The following is a 20,127-nucleotide window of genomic DNA, read 5'->3' as shown; positions in this document are numbered from 1 at the left end:
CCGCACAGCACAGAGTTTAATGATGCGCTTTTTTCGGCAAAGCGCGGCTCAGCATCAGGAAACCTATAACTGCTGAAGCCACTGATCCCATCAGAATGCCCATTTTTGCGTAAGTCAGCAGCGCCGGATCAAGTGAAGCAAATGCCAGTGAGCCGATAAAAATGGACATGGTGAAGCCAATTCCGCACAGCACTGACACCGCTGCAATCTGGCTAAACGTAATACCGGATGGCAAACGGGTGATGCCCAGTTTCAGAGCCAGACCGCCGAAAAGAATGATGCCTAACGGTTTACCCAGCAACAGCCCCGCCATGATACCCATCGGCAACATTGAAAACGCACCGGCAGCCGTCACGCCATGCAACGAGATACCGGCATTGGCGAAAGCAAAAACAGGCAGAATAAACCAGGCAACGTAAGGATGAATTCCATGCTCCAGGCGGCGAGCCGGTGAGGTTTTATTCTCTTTGGTTCTGAGCGGGATAAGGAATCCGAGGATCACACCCGCCAGCGTCGCGTGAATACCTGATTTTAGTACGCACACCCAGAACACGGCGCCAATGAGAAGATACGGCGTTAGCTTGGTGATACCACGCCAGTTCAGCCAGGCCAGAACCGCGATACACGCCGCAGATAACCCAAGCGCAATCATTGAGACATCATGGCTGTAGAACAACGCAATGATAACGATCGCACCCAAATCATCGATAATGGCCAGTGCCAGCAGGAACACTTTCAGGCCAGTTGGCACGCGGGACCCCAGCAGTGCCATCACACCCAGCGCAAAGGCAATGTCCGTGGCTGCCGGAATAGCCCACCCCTGACGAGCAATGTCGTCACCGCCGTTAAACAGTAAGTAGATCAGAGCCGGAACGATCATGCCACCCAGTGCGGCAATCGCCGGGAACAGAGCCTGTTCGCGATTTGCCAGCGCGCCTTCACACAGTTCACGCTTCACTTCCAGGCCAATCATCAGGAAAAATACTGCCATCAGCCCGTCGTTAATCCACAGCAAAAGCGGTTTGTCGATCAGCAATTCAGAAAAACGCAGCGTAACCGGAATATCCAGAAACGCCTGATACGCCCCCTGCAATGGGGTATTCGCCATAATAAGCGCCACGATAGCGGCAAGGATCAGTACGATGCCGCCTGCTGCCTCTAAGCGTAAAAACTGACGAATGATATTCGACATTCTGACTCTCCTGTAAAAAAGGCGTGGCGATAAAAGGATTGCCACAATGGAATGCGCGAATTGTACGCACTGAATCACTTCGTAAAAAGTCGATTATTTCTGGAGTATAGCTCGGTTTTTACGAACGGTGTGGCTTTCCATTTTCTTTATAAAACCCATAAAAAAATCCCCGGAGCATGAACGCTGCCGGGGATTTTATCTGGCTTTCTGCCGCTGAAGTCAGCGAGAGATTAGCGGGTCAGATCATCAAAGAACTTTTTCACGCCATCCAGGAAGCTTTTAGAACGCGGGCTGTTTTTTTCACCCGATACGCCACCAAAGCTTTCTTCCAGATCACGCAGCAATTGCTTCTGCTTCTCGCTCAGGCTGACCGGCGTTTCAACGACCACGCGGCACATCAGGTCGCCCTGAGCACCACCACGGACAGATTTCACACCGCGTCCGCGCATACGGAACATTTTGCCCGTTTGCGTTTCGGCAGGGATCTTCAGACTCACGCGGCCATCCAGCGTTGGCACTTCAATTTCGCCACCCAGTGCAGCCATGGCAAAGTTGATTGGCACTTCGCAGTACAGGTTATTGCCTTCACGCTCAAAGATTTTGTGCGCTTTAACCTGAACCTGAACGTACAGATCGCCTGACGGAGCACCGTGCTCGCCCGCTTCGCCTTCACCTTCCAGACGAATACGGTCGCCGGTATCGACCCCCGCAGGAATTTTCACTGACAGAGTTTTAGAACGTTCTACGCGGCCATGACCGTGACATTTGTTGCACGGATCTTTAATCACTTTACCGCGGCCCTGACAGGTCGGACACGCCTGCTGGACTGTGAAGAAGCCCTGACGCATCTGAACCTGGCCAGCACCATGACAGGTCGGACAGGTGGCCGGAGAGCTGCCCGCTTTCGCGCCGCTGCCGTGGCAGACGTCACATTCATCCAGTGTCGGGATGCGGATTTCTTTGGTGACACCACGAACGGCCTCTTCCAGAGTCAGATCCATGTTGTAACGCAGATCAGAACCCCGGCTGGCACGCTGACGGCGACCGCCGCCAAAGATGTCGCCAAAGACGTCACCAAAGATGTCGCTGAAATCTGCGCCGCCGCCGCCGTAACCGCCGCCACCGCCCATGCCACCTTGTTCAAAGGCTGCATGACCGTACTGGTCGTAGGCCGCACGTTTTTGCGCATCGGTCAGGATTTCATAAGCTTCTTTAATTTCTTTAAACTTACTTTCAGACTCTTTATCGCCCTGATTGCGGTCAGGGTGATGTTTCATTGCCAGGCGCTTATAAGCCTTTTTGATTTCACGCTCATCCGCTGTTTTGGATACGCCTAAAATCTCGTAATAATCTTGCTTCGCCATGCTTTAACCTACCCTCAACATGCGTGCACGGGCGTAGAGTTTCCTCGACGCCCGTGCTGGTTATCAGTAAAACTTCTTACTGTGCCCGCTTAAGGGCGATTATTTTTTGTCTTTAACTTCTTCGAATTCAGCGTCAACAACGTCGTCATCTTTCTGCGCGCTGTTATCGCCGCCTTCAGCCTGGCCTTGCTGCTGAGCCATTTCCATCAGTTTGCCGGAAACCTGTACCAGCGCCTGGATTTTCGCTTCGATATCAGCCTTGTCTTCACCTTTAGCCGAAACTTCCAGTGCTTTCAGGGCTTCTTCTACTGCGGTTTTGTCTTCAGCTGGCAGTTTGTCGCCGGCGTCTTCCAGTTGCTTACGGGTACCGTGGATCAGGTGATCCGCCTGGTTGCGGGTCTGAACCAGTTCTTCAAACTTACGGTCAGATTCAGCATTGGCTTCAGCATCGTTGACCATTTTCTGGATTTCTTCTTCGCTCAGACCAGAAGATGCCTTAATGGTGATCTTCTGCTCACGGTTGGTAATCTTGTCTTTCGCAGACACATGCAGAATACCATCGGCGTCAAGGTCGAAGGTCACTTCGATCTGTGCCTGACCGCGAGGCGCTGCCTGAATACCATCCAGGTTGAATTGACCCAGAGATTTGTTATCACTTGCACGCTTACGTTCACCCTGCAACACATGGATGGTTACTGCAGACTGGTTGTCTTCCGCAGTAGAGAACACCTGGCTGTGTTTAGTCGGGATGGTGGTGTTTTTAGTGATCAGCGGAGTCATCACGCTGCCCATGGTTTCGATACCCAGAGACAACGGAGTCACGTCCAGCAGCAGAACGTCTTTCACGTCACCTGCCAACACACCGCCCTGAACTGCTGCACCGATTGCCACAGCTTCGTCCGGGTTCACGTCTTTACGTGGTTCTTTACCAAAGAATTCAGCAACTTTCTTCTGAACCATTGGCATACGGGTCTGACCACCCACCAGGATAACGTCCTGAATGTCAGAAACTGACAGACCTGCGTCTTTCAGAGCCACTTTCAGTGGTTCGATAGAACGGTTAACCAGGTCTTCTACCAAAGATTCCAGTTTTGCACGGGTCACTTTGATGTTCATGTGTTTTGGACCTGACGCATCAGCAGTGATGTACGGCAGGTTCACGTCAGTTTGCTGAGCTGAAGACAGTTCGATCTTCGCTTTTTCAGCAGCTTCTTTCAGACGTTGCATCGCCAGTGGATCGTTACGCAGATCCATGCCTTGCTCTTTCTTAAATTCTTCAACGAGGTAGTTGATCATGCGGCTGTCGAAGTCTTCACCACCGAGGTGAGTATCACCGTTGGTTGCCAGAACTTCGAAAGTTTTTTCGCCGTCAACTTCGTCGATTTCGATAATAGAGATATCGAAAGTACCACCACCGAGGTCGTATACCGCGATAGTGCGGTTACCGATTTCACGATCCAGGCCATAAGCCAGTGCCGCTGCGGTTGGTTCGTTGATGATACGTTTAACTTCCAGACCTGCGATACGGCCGGCGTCTTTAGTTGCCTGACGCTGAGCATCGTTGAAGTAAGCAGGTACGGTGATAACCGCTTCAGTCACTGGCTCGCCCAGGTAATCTTCAGCAGTTTTCTTCATTTTCTTCAACACTTCGGCAGAGATCTGCGGAGGTGCAATTTTCTGACCTTTAACGTCGATCCAGGCGTCGCCATTGTCAGCGCCTACGATCTGGTAAGGCATAATGCCTTTGTCGCGTTGAACTTCTTCGTCCTGGAAGCGACGGCCAATCAGGCGCTTGATCGCAAACAAGGTGTTCTGCGGGTTTGTCACAGCCTGACGTTTAGCCGGAGAACCTACCAGAGTCTCGCCATCTGCCGCATAAGCGATGATGGAAGGAGTGGTGCGGTCGCCTTCAGCATTCTCCAGTACACGAGCAGTCGTGCCATCCATGATAGCTACACAAGAGTTGGTGGTGCCCAGGTCGATCCCAATAATTTTACCCATCTAAAACGTCTCCACTTAAATTCATATTCGTTCAGGTTGCTACTGTATATGTGGCCGATCTTTACGATTTCAACAGCCCCATTTAACGGATTTCCCGACGGTAACAACTGCGGTTGGGAATAAGATGGGGCCATGCTGCTCAGCATCAAGGGGCAAAGTGAAAAAAAATCTTCAATTGCTGTTACGCCAGATCAATGTTTGCTGACGCAACCCTCCTTATGATGCCGCGCGCTTCCAAAGATATGTGGCTTTTTTACCCATTTCCAAGCGTTCTTCCCCCGATTATCAATTAATAATAATTCCGATACAGAGGATCTATGCACAGTAAACCCTTAGCAAATCCAGGCCCGCTCGGGCTGATGGGATTTGGTATGACCACTATCTTATTGAATTTACACAATGCAGGCTTTTTCCCGCTCACCGCAGTGATTGTGAGCATGGGCATTTTTTATGGCGGGCTGATTCAGATCCTCGCCGGGATGATGGAATTTAAAAAAGGGAACACGTTCGGCACAACCGCGTTCACTTCATATGGCGCATTCTGGCTGAGCCTGGTTGGCATCCTGATGCTGCCACGCATGGGCCTGGCCGACGCCAGCAGCGAAAGTTTCCTGGGCGCATATCTCGGTGTGTGGGGTATTTTCACTTTATTCATGTTCTTTGGCACCCTGAAAGGGAACCGTGGCATTCAGGTTGTTTTCGGCAGCCTGACAATTTTGTTCGCCTTGTTATGCTACGGAAATATGACCGGCAACACCGCTGTTCTGCATTTTGCGGGCTTTGAAGGTATCTTCTGCGGTGCCAGCGCGATTTATCTGGCGATGGCTGAAGTACTGAATGAACAGTATGGCCGTACGGTTCTGCCTGTCGGCGAGCCGAAAAAACAGGCTCCGCACGTTGATGCTGTCGTTGCATAACAGTTATGCCTGAGATGATAAAGCCCTGCATTGCAGGGCTTTTTAATATCTGAAACAAACTTACTGGCCGGATGCGACACGCTCGGCAAATTTCGCTTCTTTCGCCGCGTCACTGTTCAGGTCACGGCTCAGATAAATACCGGTCAGCAGACCAATTGCGGAGAGCGCCAGCACGTAGTACGCAGGAGCCATCGGGGTCAGACGCATAATGAGCGTGACGAAGATCGGCGTCAGGCCGCCGAAAATCGCATATGCCACATTGTATGAAAAAGAAATACCGGTAAAACGCACTTCAGCCGGGAATGCCCGTACCATCACATAGGGCACGGCACCGACCACGCCCACGCTCAGTCCGGCGAGCGCGTACATGCCCATCAGTACCGACGCATCCGCCGCAACCATGTGATAGAACGACCATGTGCAAATCCCCAGAAACAGGCTGCCGAAGATGAATGTTTTGCTGGCACCAAGCCGATCCACAACGCTGCCTGAGATGATGCAGCCAACCATCAGCGCCACGGTGGCCAGACAGTTTGCCTGCAATGCCTCTGCAGCCGGAATACCGAACTGTTTCTGCAGCCAGGTTGGCGTCATCAGTATCACCACCACGATCCCGGCCGATAACAGCCAGGTCATCAGCATCGAGACCACAATTTCTTTTTTATGATTGGCGACGACGGCTTTCAGAGGCAGCTCTTCCGCCAGCGCTTTGTGCGCTTTCATCTCAATAAAGACCGGCGTTTCCTGTAACCAGCGGCGCAGATACATGGCGATCAAACCAAAAATGCCGCCAATAAAGAACGGAATACGCCAGCCGTATTGACTGATTGTTGCCGGCGTCATGCTGGTGTTCAGTAAAGTTGCCACCAGAGAACCCAGCAGGATCCCCAATGTTAAACCGGCCGTCAGCGTTCCACAGGCAAAACCAATGCGGCTGCGCGGCACGTGCTCGGCCACAAACACCCATGCACCCGGGACTTCACCGCCAATAGCCGCGCCCTGCAACACGCGCATCAGCAGTAATAACAGCGGTGCTGCAATGCCAATCGACGCGTAAGTCGGCAATAACCCCATCGCCAGTGTCGGCAAGGCCATCAGCAAAATACTCAGACTGAACATACGCTTACGACCCACTACGTCCCCGAAATGCGCCATGATGATGCCGCCCAGCGGACGTGCCAGATAACCGGCGGCGAAAATGCCGAAGGTCTGCACCTGGCGCAGCCAGTCGGGCATATTAGCCGGGAAGAAGAGATCGCCAATGACCGCCGCGAAGAAGACGAAAATGATGAAATCGTAAAATTCGAGTGCGCCACCTAATGCAGCCAGGGACAGCGTTTTGTAGTCCTGCCGGTTCAACCGGCGCGATTGTGCGTGTTGCATAGGGATACCGTCAGACACCAGAGTGTAAAATGGAAAAAGGTTTTGCCACCTCATGTAAAGTAATCATTACTATAACGGCAAATATTTTTCACACCAGAGTGCCTGACGCGTAACTTCTGTTAATTTGGAAATCGGGGGCTATTCAGTTTTTTGTATCGCGGCGGGCACTTTTTGGACGAAAAGCTGCTACCACTTCATCATGCGTTTCGACGTAAGGTCCATCGAGAAGCTGGATGCAGTACGGCACGCTGGCGAAAATACCGGAAACAATCACCTTACCGTCAGCATCTTTCAGGCCTTCCAGCGTTTCCTGAATTGATTTCGGCTGACCGGGTAAATTGAGGATCAGCGCCTGTTTGCGGATAACCCCAACCTGACGCGATAAGATCGCCGTCGGCACAAAGTGCAGGCTTATCTGGCGCATCTGCTCACCGAAGCCCGGCATTTCACGATCGGCCACCGCCAGCGTGGCATCCGGCGTGACGTCACGGCGTGCAGGGCCGGTTCCGCCAGTGGTCAGCACCAGATGACAGCCACTCTCGTCGACCAGTTCGCTGATCGCCTGTTCAATCAGCGGCTGCTCATCTGGGATCAGTCTTGTTTCCAGTTTGTATGGGGTAATAAGCGCTTTCTCCAGCCACGCTTCCAGCGCCGGAATGCCTTTATCCTGATAAACACCGTTTGAGGCGCGGTCCGACACCGATACCAGACCAATTCGGAATGTATTCATGCTATTTCTCCACAGCATTTTTCTTCGTAATTTGTCTCAGTATATCGGTAAGCGGCCTGTGGTTTTATCGCAGGCACAAAAAAAGCGGCTGATTAGCCGCTTTTTGTCGAAAACTGAGCGCTGATTACAGCAGGTCAGAAATCATTTTTTCCAGTTTACCCTGGTCAACGGCAAACTTACGGATACCGTCAGCCAGTTTGTCGATAGCCATCGGATCCTGGTTGTGTTCCCAGTAGAACTGAGATTCAGTCAGTGGCGCAGGACGTGGTTTGGTTTCACCGGAGAAGGACAATTTGCGCTCCAGCGGACCTTCGCTTTCTGCCAGCTCTTTGAGCAGCGCAGGAGCGATAGTCAGACGGTCACAACCAGCCAGTTCGATGATTTCGCCGATGTTACGGAAGCTTGCGCCCATCACGACAGTTTCGTAGCCGTGTTGTTTGTAGTATTCGTAGATTTCGGTCACAGACACCACGCCCGGATCTTCATTCGGCGCGAACTCTTTCTTGTCGCCATTGGCTTTGTACCAGTCGAGGATACGGCCAACGAATGGAGAAATCAGGAACACACCCGCTTCTGCACAAGCACGAGCCTGAGCGAAGGAGAACAGAAGGGTCAGGTTACAGTTGATGCCTTCTTTTTCCAGTTTTTCCGCAGCGCGGATACCCTGCCAGGTAGAAGCGAGTTTGATCAGGATACGGTCGTTGGTGATGCCCGCATCGTTATACAGTTTGATCAGACGTTTGGCTTTGGCCACGCTCGCGTCAGTGTCGTAAGACAGACGGGCATCAACTTCTGTTGAAATGCGGCCCGGAACCAGTTTCAGAATTTCCAGACCGATGTTTACTGCCAGTTTGTCAGCGGCATCAGTAATCTGCTGATCGTGATCGCTGCTCTGGTCACGTGCCCAGGCGATTGCTTCGTCGATCAGTTTACGGTATTCAGGAATTTGCGCAGCGCTGAGGATCAGTGACGGGTTGGTGGTCGCATCCTGCGGCTGGTACAACTTCATTGCCGCGATATCTCCGGTGTCAGCAACAACCTGAGTCATTTGGCGTAGGGAAGTCAGTTTATCGGTCATTTTGGCATATCTCATCGTTTGGACGTTTTCGTATAGGCATTTTCATGCCTTGCCTTTGGCTGATGATAACATGCAAAAAGCCACGCGCAAGGCGCATCTCGCGGCATGCTCGGCTACGAACATCTATGGATTTATCACCTTCCAAAACACACAATTTCAGCCAAAATGCATATGTCACCGGTTTGATAAAAAAGGTATGTTAGCCATCCAAAGTGGTCATTGCCCTTCAGCCAATTAATAAAAACGATGAAGGGTAAATCAACCAAGGACAATTCATGAATGACTTGCTGGAATTTTTCGACACAATTCTCTGGAGCACAATCCTGATTTACCTGCTGTTTGGCAGCGGTATTTATCTCACTTTCCGTCTTGGGTTCATTCAGTTTCGTCGTTTTGGCCACCTCTTCTCTCCGTCACTTTTTAAACGCAACGCCGATCCCCGCGGAACATCCCCCTGGCGCGTACTTTGTCTGAGTATGGCTTCACGAATGGGTACCGGTAACCTGACAGGCGTGACTATTGCGATTGCGCTCGGCGGGCCGGGAGCCATTTTCTGGATGTGGATTATTACTCTCTTCAGCATGGCGACCGCGCTGATAGAAAACACGCTGGCGCAGATTTACAAAGGCACCAGTGCGCGTAACAAATTTCGTGGTGGCCCGGCAGACTACATGGAGAAAGGGCTGGGAATGCGCTGGATGGGGATCCTGTTTTCCTTCCTGATGGTCATTTCCTGCGGCTTTATTTTCAGTGCGTTACAAGCTAATTCGATTGCTCAGGCATCATTCCATCTCCTGCATGTTCCGCCGCTGACAACCGCCTGTATTTTAGCGGCACTGGTTGCTCTGCTGATTTTCGGCGGGATCCGCGCCGTTACCTGGCTGTCCAAATGGATGATCCCGCTGATGGCCATTGCCTGGCTGCTGCTGGCCGTTTGGGTCATTGGTCATCATGTCGAAAAACTTCCACAAGTCTTCGCACTGATATTCAAAAGCGCCTTCGGCCTGCAGGAAGCGGCATCCGGCGCGCTGGCTTATGGCGTGACTCAGGCGATAACTCAGGGGATGCAGCGCGGGGCTTTTGCCAGTGAAGCCGGTGTCGGTTCATCGCCAAATGTCGCGGCGATGGCAGCAGTCAGCCATCCGGCTGCTTCGGGTTTTAACCAGATGCTGGCGGTGTTTATTGATACGGTGGTAATTTGTACCGCTACGGCGTTGATTATTTTAACGTCCGGCGCGTTGGATATTCCCGGAGCGCCCACGGGAATTCGCCTGCTCCGCCTGGCCATCGACCCCACATTGCCAGAATGGAGCTCGGTTATTCTGGCGATGCTGGTGTGCGCCTTTGCGTTCACTTCAATCGCCGGCAACTATGTCTATGCTGAAAACAATCTCAGTTTTGTTCACAGCGCTGCCCCGGTTAAGTTGCTGATTTTCCGGTTGCTGGTCATTGCGATGGTTTTCGGCGGCTGCCTGATGGAACTCCAGATGCTTTGGAAGCTGGCTGATATCTTCATGGCGCTGATGGCCATACTTAATCTCACCGCCCTGCTGCTGCTTTCCGGCATCGCGGTAAAAGTGGTTAAGGATCACGAGCGGCAGCGGCGGATGGGAAAAATACCGGTCTTCAATCCTGACCATTTCCCTGAATTACGCGGTCAGCTTGAGCCGGGTGTGTGGGATAAAACGTCATCTCCGCGCTGATTTTCACCGCTTTTACCTATTGCTGTCATGCCCCCATCGCAGTGACTTTTTTGCTACAGTATGGCAACGAAAAATTCTGAATTTGAACCGTCACTGACCAACGGACAAGACTATGCTGACCATTATTTCACCTGCCAAAACGCTCGATTACGAAAGCCCGCTTGCGACAACGCGCTATACCCAACCAGAGTTGCTGGATAAATCCAGTGAACTGATCACCGTGGCGCGTAAAATGTCCCCGGCGCAGATCGCTTCACTGATGGGGATCAGCGATAAACTGGCCCATCTGAACGCTGAACGCTTCAATGACTGGCAGCCGGATTTCACCCCGAAAAATGCCCGACAGGCGCTTCTGGCCTTTAAAGGTGACGTGTATACCGGTCTGCAGGCGGAAGATTTCAGCGAGAAAGATTTCGATTTTGCCCAAAAACATCTGCGCATGTTGTCCGGTTTATACGGTCTGTTGCGTCCACTGGATTTAATGATGCCTTATCGTCTGGAAATGGGTATCCGTCTGGAAAACCCGCAAGGTGCGAATCTGTATGCGTTCTGGGGCGATTTACTGACTGAAAAACTGAATCTGTTACTCAGCGAACAGAAAAGCAAAGTGCTGGTGAATCTGGCGTCTGATGAATACTTCAAAGCGGTGAAACCTAAACTGTTGGATGGCGAAATCATCAAACCTGTCTTCCTTGATGAGAAGAACGGTAAGTACAAAGTCATCAGCTTCTACGCCAAAAAAGCGCGTGGCCTGATGAGCCGGTTCATTATCAAAGAGCGTCTGGATAAGCCGAAACAACTTCAGGATTTCAATCTGGAAGGTTACGAATTTGATGAATCACGCTCACAGGGCAATGAGCTGGTATTTACCCGCCCGGAACGCTGATCTACCTGAGCAGTATGCGTAAAAAAGCCCTCGCGAAGAGGGCTTTTGCATTTCTGAAGCACGGTCTTTATTCAGGCAGCGCCATCAGGAATGCGCGCATTTCACTGAAATCAGCCGGAAGGTTATGCGACAGCAACGGCAGATCTGCGCGATCCGCCAGTTCTTTCGGCAAACCGATGTCCTGATCCAAAATCGCTTCCACGCTTTCTTTGAATTTCGCCGGATGCGCAGTACCGATGAACAGACCAAATTCGCCCGGTTGCAGCTGATCACGCAGTACACGGTAAGCAATAGCCGCGTGAGGTTCAGAGATATAACCGATATTCGCCAGCTCGCGCATCGCATCTTCGGTAGTGTCATCGCTGACTGCGCCAAAGCCCAGATCTTTCAGCTGCCAGGTTTTACGACGATACAGTTCTTCCACACGTGGCCAGTTATTTGGCTGGCTGACGTCCATGGCGTTCGACAATGTCGCTACGGTTTTCTTCGGATCCCATTCACCATCAGACAGGAAACGTGGCACGGTATCATTGGCGTTAGTCGCTGCGATGAAGCGTTTCACCGGCAGGCCGAGAGATTTCGCCAGCAGACCGGCGGTCAGATCCCCGAAGTTACCGCTTGGCACGGAAACGACCAGCTGATTGCGCGCTTCCTGCGGCAACTGAGCCACTGCTTCAAAGTAGTAGCAAATCTGCGCCAGCAGACGGCTGATATTGATGGAGTTGGCTGAGTTCAGCTTCAGCGCGTGTTTCAGTTCTTCATCATCAAACGCCTGTTTGACCAGCGCCTGACAGGCATCAAAATCACCGTCGATGGCGACAGTGTGAATGTTACCGCCCAGCGTACAGAACAGTTTTTCCTGCAACGGACTGATTTTGCCGCGCGGATACAGGATCACTACACGGACATTTTTCAGACCGTGGAAAGCGTGCGCCACTGCTGCGCCGGTATCGCCCGACGTTGCCGTCAGAATGGTCACCGGCTGGTCGCCTGAAACCTGCGTCAGGATCTGCGCCATGAAACGGCCACCGAAATCTTTGAATGCCAGGGTCGGACCGTGGAACAGTTCCAGACAGGCAATGTCTTCTTCCACTTTCACTACCGGTGCCGGGAAAGCAAAGGCGTTTTTCACACGCTGATGTAATTCCTCTTCAGGAATTTCATCGCCGATGAAAGCAGAAAGAATGCGGCTGCTGCGGGTGACGAAATCCAGTTCCAGCAAGCGGTCGATTTCAGTCAGTTCAAATTCCGGCAGATCCAGCGGGAAGAATAACCCCTGCTGTTTTCCAAGACCTTGTTTGACGGCCTGAGCAAAGCTGACCTGCTCGTTGTGATCCTTCAGGTTGTACAGTTTCATTAGTTATCCCAATAAATTATCGAGTTATCCCAATACCCGCGCGCCCGCGGTATCAAGACGACAAATATGAACAAAGCCTTCGTCATTTTGCAGATAGTGCGTCTGCAGCCAGTCAGCCATACGTTTCGCTGTCGCGCTGTCATTACAAACCGCAAACAGCGTCGGACCGGAACCCGAAATCCCGCAAGCCAGTGCACCGATTTCTTCTGCGGCGCTGCGTGCTTCTGCAAAGCCCGGCAGCAGACGGGTACGATAAGGTTCAGCAATCACATCTTTCATCAGTTTCGCAGCCAGCCTAGGTTGCTGCGTGTGACAGGCATGAATAAAGCCCGCCAGATAACGACCATGGCTGATGCAATCCTGACGGCGATACTGCGCGGGTAAAATAGCACGCGCTTCTGCCGTCGACACTTTGATGCCCGGATACGCCATCACCCACAACCAGTCGTCAAAGCTTGGCACGTTCTGGCTGATAATATCGAGTTCTTCCAGCATCAGCTGAATGCCGCCCAGATAGCACGGTGCGACATTATCGAAATGCACGCTGCCGGAAATACGCCCTTCCAGCTCGCCCATCAGCAACAGCATCTGGTTTTCACTGAGCGGCTTACCGCAAAATTCATTCATCGCCATCAGACCGGCGACCACCGAACAGGCGCTGGAACCCAGGCCGGAACCGATCGGCATGTTTTTTTCCAGCGTCATCGCCACCGGCACTTCTTTGCCGATTTCCTGACAGAAACGCTGCCAGCACTGATAAACGATGTTGTCTTCCATGCGGTCAGGCAGTTTAGACACAAACTTGCCTTCGTTTTTCAGACTGAACTCTGTGGCCGCTTCAACAGAAACGCAGTCGCCCAGCAGCGTGCCATCGACCGGAGACACGGCCGCGCCCAGCACGTCGAAGCCTACGCTGACGTTCCCAATTGAAGCCGGGGCATACACCTTAACCATATTAAACTCCTAACTTCCATGACAGCGTTCTCAAAAGATCGGCAAACACACCTGCCGCCGTCACATCATTCCCGGCGCCGTAGCCACGCAGAACCAACGGCAACGGTTGATAATAGCGGCTGTAAAACGCCAGCGCATTCTCACCATTTTTTACTTTATAAAGCGGGTCATTACCATCGACGGCATCGATTTTTACCTTACACTGACCGTCTTCGATAGCCCCGACATAACGCAATACTTTGCCTGCAGCGGTAGCATCGGCCACGCGTTGGGCGAACTCTGCATCCAGTTCCGGCAAGCGTGCAACAAAATCACTCACGCTTCCTTCGCTGTTAAAGGACGCCGGTAAAACAGATTCCACATCGATATCCGACAGTTCGAGTTTGTAACCGGCTTCACGCGCCAGGATCAGCAACTTACGCGCCACGTCCATACCGGACAAATCATCACGGGGATCCGGTTCGGTATAGCCCATTTCCTTCGCCTGCAAGGTCGCGGCGGACAGCGACATGCCTTCGTCCAGCTTACCAAAGATGAAGGACAGAGAACCGGACAGAATACCGGAGAAACGGAGCAGTTCATCACCGGCATTCAGCAGGTTTTGCAGGTTTTCAATAACCGGTAAACCCGCGCCGACGTTGGTGTCATAAAGAAACTTACGGCGTGAGCCATCAGCCGCTTTGCGCAGCTGATGGTAGTAATTCATTGAAGACGTGTTGGCCTTTTTGTTTGGCGTGACCACGTGGAAACCGTCGGCGAGGAAATCGGCATACTGATCGGCCACTTCCTGACTGGACGTACAGTCGACGATCACCGGATTCAGCAGGTGATATTCTTTCACCAGACGGATCAGACGCCCCAGATTTAGCGGTTCTTTCGCAGCAGCGAGTTCATCACGCCAGGTTTCCAGTGCAATACCGTGAACGTTGGTCAGTAACGCGCGGGAGTTAGCGATGCCACACACGCGCAGATCGATGTGTTTGGTTTTCAGCCACGCCTGCTGACGGCGGATCTGTTCGATCAATGCCCCGCCCACACCGCCGACGCCGATCAGGAATACTTCGATCACCTGATCGGTATTGAACAGCATCTGATGGCTGACGCGCACGCCGGTGGTCGCATCGTCATTATTGACGACCACGGAGATAGAACGTTCGGAAGAGCCCTGAGCGATCGCCACAATGTTGATATTGGCGCGGGCCAGAGCCGAGAAAAATTTCGCTGAAATGCCGCGCAGCGTGCGCATACCGTCGCCGACCACGGAAATCACCGCCAGCTTTTCCATGACGTCCAGCGGCTCGAGCAGGCCGTCTTTCAGCTCAAGATAGAACTCGTCTTCCAGCGCTTTACGGGCGCGTTGCAGCTCGCTTTGCGGCACACAGAAACTGATGCTGTATTCGGAAGAAGACTGCGTGATCAGCACCACGGAAATGCCGGAACGGGACATCACGGCAAACACACGCGCTGCCATGCCGATCATCCCTTTCATTCCCGGACCGGAAACGTTGATCATCGCCATGTTATTCAGATTAGTGATGCCTTTTACCGGCGTGCTGTCATCAAGGCTTTCGCTGCCAATCAGGGTACCCGGCGCCTGCGGGTTTGTGGTGTTTTTAATCAGGCAAGGGATCTGGAACTGGGCAATCGGCAGGATGGTACGCGGGTGAAGGACTTTCGCGCCAAAATACGAAAGCTCCATCGCTTCCTGATACGACATCGATTTCAGCAAGCGGGCATCGGGTACAGTGCGCGGGTCACAGGTATAAACGCCATCGACATCAGTCCAGATCTCGCAACAGTCAGCGCGTAAACAGGCAGCCAGTACGGCGGCTGAATAGTCGGAGCCGTTACGGCCCAGCACCACCAGTTCGCCCTTTTCATTACCGGCAGTGAAACCGGCCATCAGCACAATGTGATCGGCAGGGATGGCGCTGGCGGCGATACGGCGGGTGGATTCGTTGATATCCACGGTGGATTCAAGGTAATGCCCCTGTGCGAGCAACTTTTCAACCGGATTGATGACGGTGACGCCGAAGCCTTTCGCCAGAAATACCGCTTCCATGATGGCAATGGAAAGTTTTTCACCACGACAGATAATGGACGCATTCACACTGTCCGGACATTGGCCCAGCAGGGTAATGCCATGCATCAGTTGTTTGAGCTGAGCGAATTCGTGATCGACAAATGCTTTCACCTTTGGCAAATCAAAACCCGGCTGCGCCGCTGCCAGACCGGTAATCAGCTGACCAAAAATGTTTTCTGCATCGCTCATGATGCTTTGAATGTCCTGTCCTGCGACAGTTCGCTCAATCATGGCCACCAGATAGTTGGTAATTTTGGCAGGCGCGGATAAAACCGTTGCGACCTGTCCCTGACGCGCATTGCTTTCCATAATGTCCGCAACCCGCAAGAAGCGTTCTGCGTTTGCTACCGAGGTCCCGCCAAATTTCAACACTCGCATTTCTGGTACTCTCCTGAAGCTCTCGTTTAAATGTAAAAAAAAAGCCCGCACTGGTTAGGTGCGGGCTTTTTTTCTTTTTCCTGTACGCGTCAGCCCGCCCCGTTACCTGTGGTATCGGTGGTGGTAATAATTGTTGTATTCAGGCTGATGATTCGCATTTTTATTTTCTGTCTGTCTTAGGGTTTGTACTCTGTCTGCCTCTATTAGCTAAAGCATAAGGCACGACAAGTCAATTTTTTTCTGTTTTTGACCGCTGAGTCACGGACAAAATCAACTGTATAATCGTCTGCCTTTAAAACCCTTTCCAGTGTGATCGCCACCTGTGTTCCCATCACGCCGGATATCGAACTGTTCAGGCCGAAAATCCCCTCACATCATGAGGTCAGCTTTTTTTCGATGTCATGCAGCAAAGTATGCAGCATTGCGGCGTCGCGCTGCTGTAAAAGACCCAGGCGCTGATGCAACCAGTCGGACAATTTCTGGTCATCTTCTGCCCCGACATTTTCAAGCAAACGCCCGACTCTGGCACGCAACGCAGAAAGCTGTCCTGCTTCGGCAATTTCAGGTTTTGCCGAGGTCACCTGATTCAGCGAAGAGAGCTGATAACAGAACACCATCACCGCCTGCCCCAGATTGAGTGACGGATAATCGGCCACCATCGGTACGCCGGTCAGCACATCCGCCAGTTCCAGCTCTTCATTCGTCAGACCGGAATCTTCACGACCAAAGACCAGCGCGGCATGATTGACCCACTGGCTCTTTTCTTCGAGCTGCACCTGCAATTCCTGCGGCGTGCAGTAATAGTGAAATTTAGCCCGGCTGCGGGCAGTTGTGGCTACCGTAAAATCGATATCAGCCAGCGCATGCTCAAGCGTATTAAAATGGAGAGCATTTTGCAGGATCTCCTGCGAACCATGCGCAACCCAGCCAGCTTCCGGCCTGAGATGCGCCTCACTGTCGACAATACGTAACGATGCGAAACCCATGGTTTTCATTGCACGAGCTGCCGCACCGACATTTTCCGGGCGAGCCGGCGAAACTAAAATAATATGAAGTTGCATATCGGGCCTTTGCAAAAGGGAAAGAATTGACGTCAGTATTTAAGCGATGAAATTTTACCCTGCTCCAAATCTATTCATGGCTTATATTCTTCACAAGAACTTAACAGTCGGCTGAATATATTCCTTTATTTTATCGGAAAACCTTACCTTGCAGGTAAAAAAGGTGCTGGCCCGATTAAGCAAACAGGAAAGAAAAATTTATCATTAATTTTCATATGGATATATAATAAGGAATCATCACCATTTTGCATTTATCTCCCGATTCTTAATCATTTGCTGAATCGTGTACAATAAATGCTGAAATGTGACTCAAGCGTGCATTCTTGTAAGTGTTTTTCACTGTTCTGTTACCGTGCTACAATTGAACTTGATATATGTCAACAAACCGTAATTTTGTTGAGTGGTAATTTCGGCACTCGCTGTTATATTGCTGTTAATAGGGTTAGGATATGCGCCGCTTTAGGACCCCGTGGAACTGCAGAAAGTGGAATCCCTGACCGAGCTTGCGATGTTGTTGTCGTTGATGGAAATTGCATCGAGAACGCGTTTACGTACTTTAGTCATGTAACGAGTGAGATGCCCAATAAAGCATCAAAATTCTCTGGGATAACAAGGACTTCTGTACTCCTATTTTCTATTTGTTGGCAATCTTAGGTAGCAATCATGCAGACCCCTCACATTCTGATCGTCGAAGACGAGTTAGTGACACGTAATACGTTAAAGAGCATTTTTGAAGCAGAAGGCTACATGGTACATGAAGCTAATGATGGCGCAGAAATGCACCATATTCTGTCCGAAAATGACATCAATCTGGTTATCATGGACATCAACCTGCCAGGCAAAAACGGCCTGCTGCTGGCACGCGAATTACGCGAACAAGCCAGCGTTGCTTTGATGTTCCTGACTGGCCGCGATAACGAAGTTGATAAAATTCTGGGTCTGGAAATCGGCGCTGATGATTACATCACTAAGCCTTTCAACCCACGCGAACTGACTATCCGCGCACGCAACCTGCTGTCCCGCACCATGAATCTGGGCACCACCGGCGAAGAACGCCGTCTGGTTGAAAGCTACAAATTCAATGGCTGGGAACTCGATATCAACAGCCGTTCGCTGGTGAGCCCGCAAGGTGAGCAGTACAAGTTACCGCGCAGCGAATTCCGCGCCATGCTGCACTTCTGCGAAAACCCGGGCAAGATCCAAACCCGTGGCGATTTGCTGAAGAAAATGACCGGCCGTGAGCTGAAGCCTCATGACCGTACCGTTGACGTCACTATCCGTCGCATCCGTAAACATTTCGAAGCGACGCCTGATACCCCGGAAATCATCGCCACCATTCATGGTGAAGGCTATCGTTTCTGCGGTGATCTGGAAGACTGATACAGAAGGTTGCCAACCGCACTGCATCCGGTGAGACGGTACCCAAACAAACGTCAAAGGCCAGCGAAAGCTGGCCTTTTGTTTTTTGCGCAGTGCTGAGAACTCACGGAGCGGTGTGCGCCCACGGAATAATCGGTACCGCGCTCAGTGCATTTTTCGGTGAACCATCCACCACTTTATCGGAGTAGCTCAGATAAATAAGTGCGTTGCGATTCGCGTCATAAAAACGGACCACCTGCAGCTTTTTAAACACCAGCGATGTGCGTTTCTGAAAAACAACCGTTCCTTTGTCTTTGCCTTGCTTAATCTTGTCGCTCAACTCAATCGGGCCCACCTGCTGACAGGAAATCGCGGCATCAGCGGTATCTTCTGCCAGCCCTAAACCGCCCTTGATGCCACCGGTTTTCGCACGACTGATATAACAAGTTACATTTTTAATATCAGGATCATCAAAGGCCTCGACGACAATTTTATGGTCGGGACCGAAGAGTTTGAAGACGGTATCGACCGAACCCACCTGCTCTGCATGTACCGCTGAAGAACAAAAAGCAAACATCGAAAAAACAAAAATCCAACATCTATTCATTAAGTTACTCCACGTCATCAGCATGACGTTGTTTTGCAAAGAAACCCTGCGGGGAAAGCGTGTATTCACACTTTCGGAATGAAATACTCTGTAACACAGGCAAATAGCACAGATAGCCAAAAAAATCTTAGGAAGTCTTATCGGTAAAAAGTTGCTATTATGCCGCCCATCATTCTGTGCATTTATCTTAGTTCAACGAGGACGATCTATGGATCAAGCAGGAATCATTCGTGACCTTCTTAGCTGGTTAGAAACCCATTTAGACCAGCCCTTGTCACTCGACAATGTCGCAGCCAAGGCCGGCTATTCCAAGTGGCACCTGCAGCGCATGTTTAAAGATGTCACTAATAATGCCATTGGCGCTTATATTCGTGCCCGCCGTTTGTCGAAAGCGGCCGTTGCCTTGCGCCTCACCAGTCGCCCGATTTTAGATATCGCCCTTCAGTATCGTTTTGATTCTCAACAAACATTTACCCGGGCATTCAAAAAACAATTTGCGCAAACACCGGCACTGTATCGTCGTGCTGAAGACTGGCATTCGTTTGGGATTTGTCCGCCAATCCGTCTGGGCGCTTTTATTCTGCCGCAGCCGGAATATATCTCACTGCCGGAACAGCATCTGGTCGGGATGACGCAGAGTTACGCCTGTACGCTGGAGCAAATCACCACGTATCGAAACGAGATGCGTCGTCATTTCTGGCGTCAATATATTGGTGAAGCAAAAACGCTGCCACCAATACTTTATGGCCTGCACCATTCGCGTCCAAGCCAGGAAAAAGATGACGAGCAGGAAGTATTGTACACGACCGCGCTGGAAGCTCAGCACCTGCCGGAAAACGTTGAAGGTCAGCCGATTGTGTTGCAGCACGGCGAATATGCCATGTTCCACTACAATGGCACGCCGGAGCATTTGCAGGAGTTTATTCTGACGCTGTACAGCACCTGTCTGCCGACATTGAAACTGACCCGCAGAAAGGGACAGGATATCGAACGCTTTTACACGAATGGCCGTGCCCCGGGCACTACGCCAACCGAACTACAGTGTGATTACCTGATCCCAATCCGCCGCTAACG

17 protein-coding genes and 1 other annotated feature are annotated in these 20,127 nt (G+C 51.5%); of the genes, 5 read left to right on the top strand and 12 right to left on the bottom strand.

What is annotated here, in order from left to right:
• Positions 1 to 16 precede the first annotated feature (16 nt).
• The 3 genes from nhaA to dnaK form a co-directional block, all read right to left on the bottom strand.
• Complete coding sequence (nhaA, locus tag ACM615_RS19615) at positions 17 to 1,192, bottom strand: Na+/H+ antiporter NhaA (RefSeq protein WP_129639695.1); 1,176 nt, start codon at positions 1,190 to 1,192, stop codon at positions 17 to 19.
• 230 nt (positions 1,193 to 1,422) lie between these two features.
• Complete coding sequence (gene dnaJ / locus ACM615_RS19610; RefSeq protein WP_112287000.1) at positions 1,423 to 2,556, bottom strand: molecular chaperone DnaJ; 1,134 nt, start codon at positions 2,554 to 2,556, stop codon at positions 1,423 to 1,425.
• A gap of 99 nt (positions 2,557 to 2,655) precedes the next feature.
• Positions 2,656 to 4,557, bottom strand: coding sequence for a molecular chaperone DnaK (gene dnaK, locus ACM615_RS19605; RefSeq protein ID WP_112287001.1), 1,902 nt, complete (start codon positions 4,555 to 4,557; stop codon positions 2,656 to 2,658).
• A gap of 317 nt (positions 4,558 to 4,874) precedes the next feature.
• On the opposite strand from dnaK, the gene satP reads away from it, so the two are divergent.
• Positions 4,875 to 5,474 carry an acetate uptake transporter gene (gene satP / locus ACM615_RS19600; RefSeq protein ID WP_431012372.1) on the top strand — a complete coding sequence of 200 codons (600 nt, stop codon included), beginning with the start codon at positions 4,875 to 4,877 and terminating at the stop codon, positions 5,472 to 5,474.
• A gap of 60 nt (positions 5,475 to 5,534) precedes the next feature.
• Here the strand turns inward: satP and ACM615_RS19595 are convergent, their stop codons facing one another.
• The 3 genes from ACM615_RS19595 to tal form a co-directional block, all read right to left on the bottom strand.
• Positions 5,535 to 6,857 (bottom strand): MFS transporter, encoded by a 1,323-nt coding sequence (locus tag ACM615_RS19595; protein WP_431012371.1) that lies wholly within the window; start codon positions 6,855 to 6,857, stop codon positions 5,535 to 5,537.
• 142 nt (positions 6,858 to 6,999) lie between these two features.
• Positions 7,000 to 7,587, bottom strand: coding sequence for a molybdopterin adenylyltransferase (gene mog / locus ACM615_RS19590; RefSeq protein WP_112291897.1), 588 nt, complete (start codon positions 7,585 to 7,587; stop codon positions 7,000 to 7,002).
• Between the two features lie 124 nt (positions 7,588 to 7,711).
• Positions 7,712 to 8,665 (bottom strand): transaldolase, encoded by a 954-nt coding sequence (gene tal / locus ACM615_RS19585; protein WP_112291902.1) that lies wholly within the window; start codon positions 8,663 to 8,665, stop codon positions 7,712 to 7,714.
• A 275-nt stretch (positions 8,666 to 8,940) separates the two neighbouring features.
• Between tal and ACM615_RS19580 the strand changes: the two genes are divergently transcribed.
• Both ACM615_RS19580 and yaaA read left to right on the top strand, forming a co-directional pair.
• Positions 8,941 to 10,368 (top strand): alanine/glycine:cation symporter family protein, encoded by a 1,428-nt coding sequence (locus ACM615_RS19580; RefSeq protein ID WP_129639691.1) that lies wholly within the window; start codon positions 8,941 to 8,943, stop codon positions 10,366 to 10,368.
• 112 nt (positions 10,369 to 10,480) lie between these two features.
• Entirely contained in the window at positions 10,481 to 11,254 is a 774-nt protein-coding gene (yaaA, locus tag ACM615_RS19575; RefSeq protein ID WP_431012370.1) for a peroxide stress protein YaaA, read from the top strand.
• 67 nt (positions 11,255 to 11,321) lie between these two features.
• Here yaaA and thrC read toward each other — a convergent pair whose 3' ends face one another.
• From thrC to ACM615_RS19550, 5 genes are all read right to left on the bottom strand, one after another.
• Entirely contained in the window at positions 11,322 to 12,611 is a 1,290-nt protein-coding gene (gene thrC / locus ACM615_RS19570; RefSeq protein ID WP_113876307.1) for a threonine synthase, read from the bottom strand.
• Positions 12,612 to 12,635: 24 nt separating this feature from the next.
• Entirely contained in the window at positions 12,636 to 13,565 is a 930-nt protein-coding gene (gene thrB / locus ACM615_RS19565) for a homoserine kinase (RefSeq protein ID WP_112288869.1), read from the bottom strand.
• Between the two features lies 1 nt (position 13,566).
• On the bottom strand, positions 13,567 to 16,026 hold the full coding sequence (gene thrA, locus ACM615_RS19560; protein ID WP_431012369.1) for a bifunctional aspartate kinase/homoserine dehydrogenase I: 2,460 nt from the start codon (positions 16,024 to 16,026) through the stop codon (positions 13,567 to 13,569).
• A gap of 34 nt (positions 16,027 to 16,060) precedes the next feature.
• Positions 16,061 to 16,177, bottom strand: a sequence feature (Thr leader region).
• The gene (thrL, locus tag ACM615_RS19555) at positions 16,116 to 16,184 is read right to left on the bottom strand and encodes a thr operon leader peptide (RefSeq protein WP_071823645.1); all 69 of its coding nucleotides are present in this window, start codon (positions 16,182 to 16,184) and stop codon (positions 16,116 to 16,118) included. (Overlaps the previous feature by 62 nt.)
• A gap of 216 nt (positions 16,185 to 16,400) precedes the next feature.
• A complete protein-coding gene (locus ACM615_RS19550) occupies positions 16,401 to 17,087 on the bottom strand; it encodes a tRNA/rRNA methyltransferase (protein WP_113876306.1) in 687 nt (228 codons plus the stop codon).
• 663 nt (positions 17,088 to 17,750) lie between these two features.
• On the opposite strand from ACM615_RS19550, the gene arcA reads away from it, so the two are divergent.
• Positions 17,751 to 18,467 carry a two-component system response regulator ArcA gene (arcA, locus tag ACM615_RS19545; protein WP_112168192.1) on the top strand — a complete coding sequence of 239 codons (717 nt, stop codon included), beginning with the start codon at positions 17,751 to 17,753 and terminating at the stop codon, positions 18,465 to 18,467.
• Positions 18,468 to 18,570: 103 nt separating this feature from the next.
• On the opposite strand, the gene creA is transcribed toward arcA, so the two are convergent.
• Positions 18,571 to 19,053, bottom strand: coding sequence for a protein CreA (gene creA / locus ACM615_RS19540; RefSeq protein ID WP_113876305.1), 483 nt, complete (start codon positions 19,051 to 19,053; stop codon positions 18,571 to 18,573).
• A gap of 208 nt (positions 19,054 to 19,261) precedes the next feature.
• On the opposite strand from creA, the gene robA reads away from it, so the two are divergent.
• Positions 19,262 to 20,125 carry an MDR efflux pump AcrAB transcriptional activator RobA gene (robA, locus tag ACM615_RS19535; protein ID WP_095924588.1) on the top strand — a complete coding sequence of 288 codons (864 nt, stop codon included), beginning with the start codon at positions 19,262 to 19,264 and terminating at the stop codon, positions 20,123 to 20,125.
• Positions 20,126 to 20,127 lie beyond the last annotated feature (2 nt).

Source organism: Rahnella sp. PAMC25617 (assembly GCF_050606005.1).
GTDB classification, from domain to species: Bacteria; Pseudomonadota; Gammaproteobacteria; order Enterobacterales; family Enterobacteriaceae; genus Rahnella; species Rahnella variigena.
This window is presented reverse-complemented; position numbering and strand designations above follow the sequence as displayed.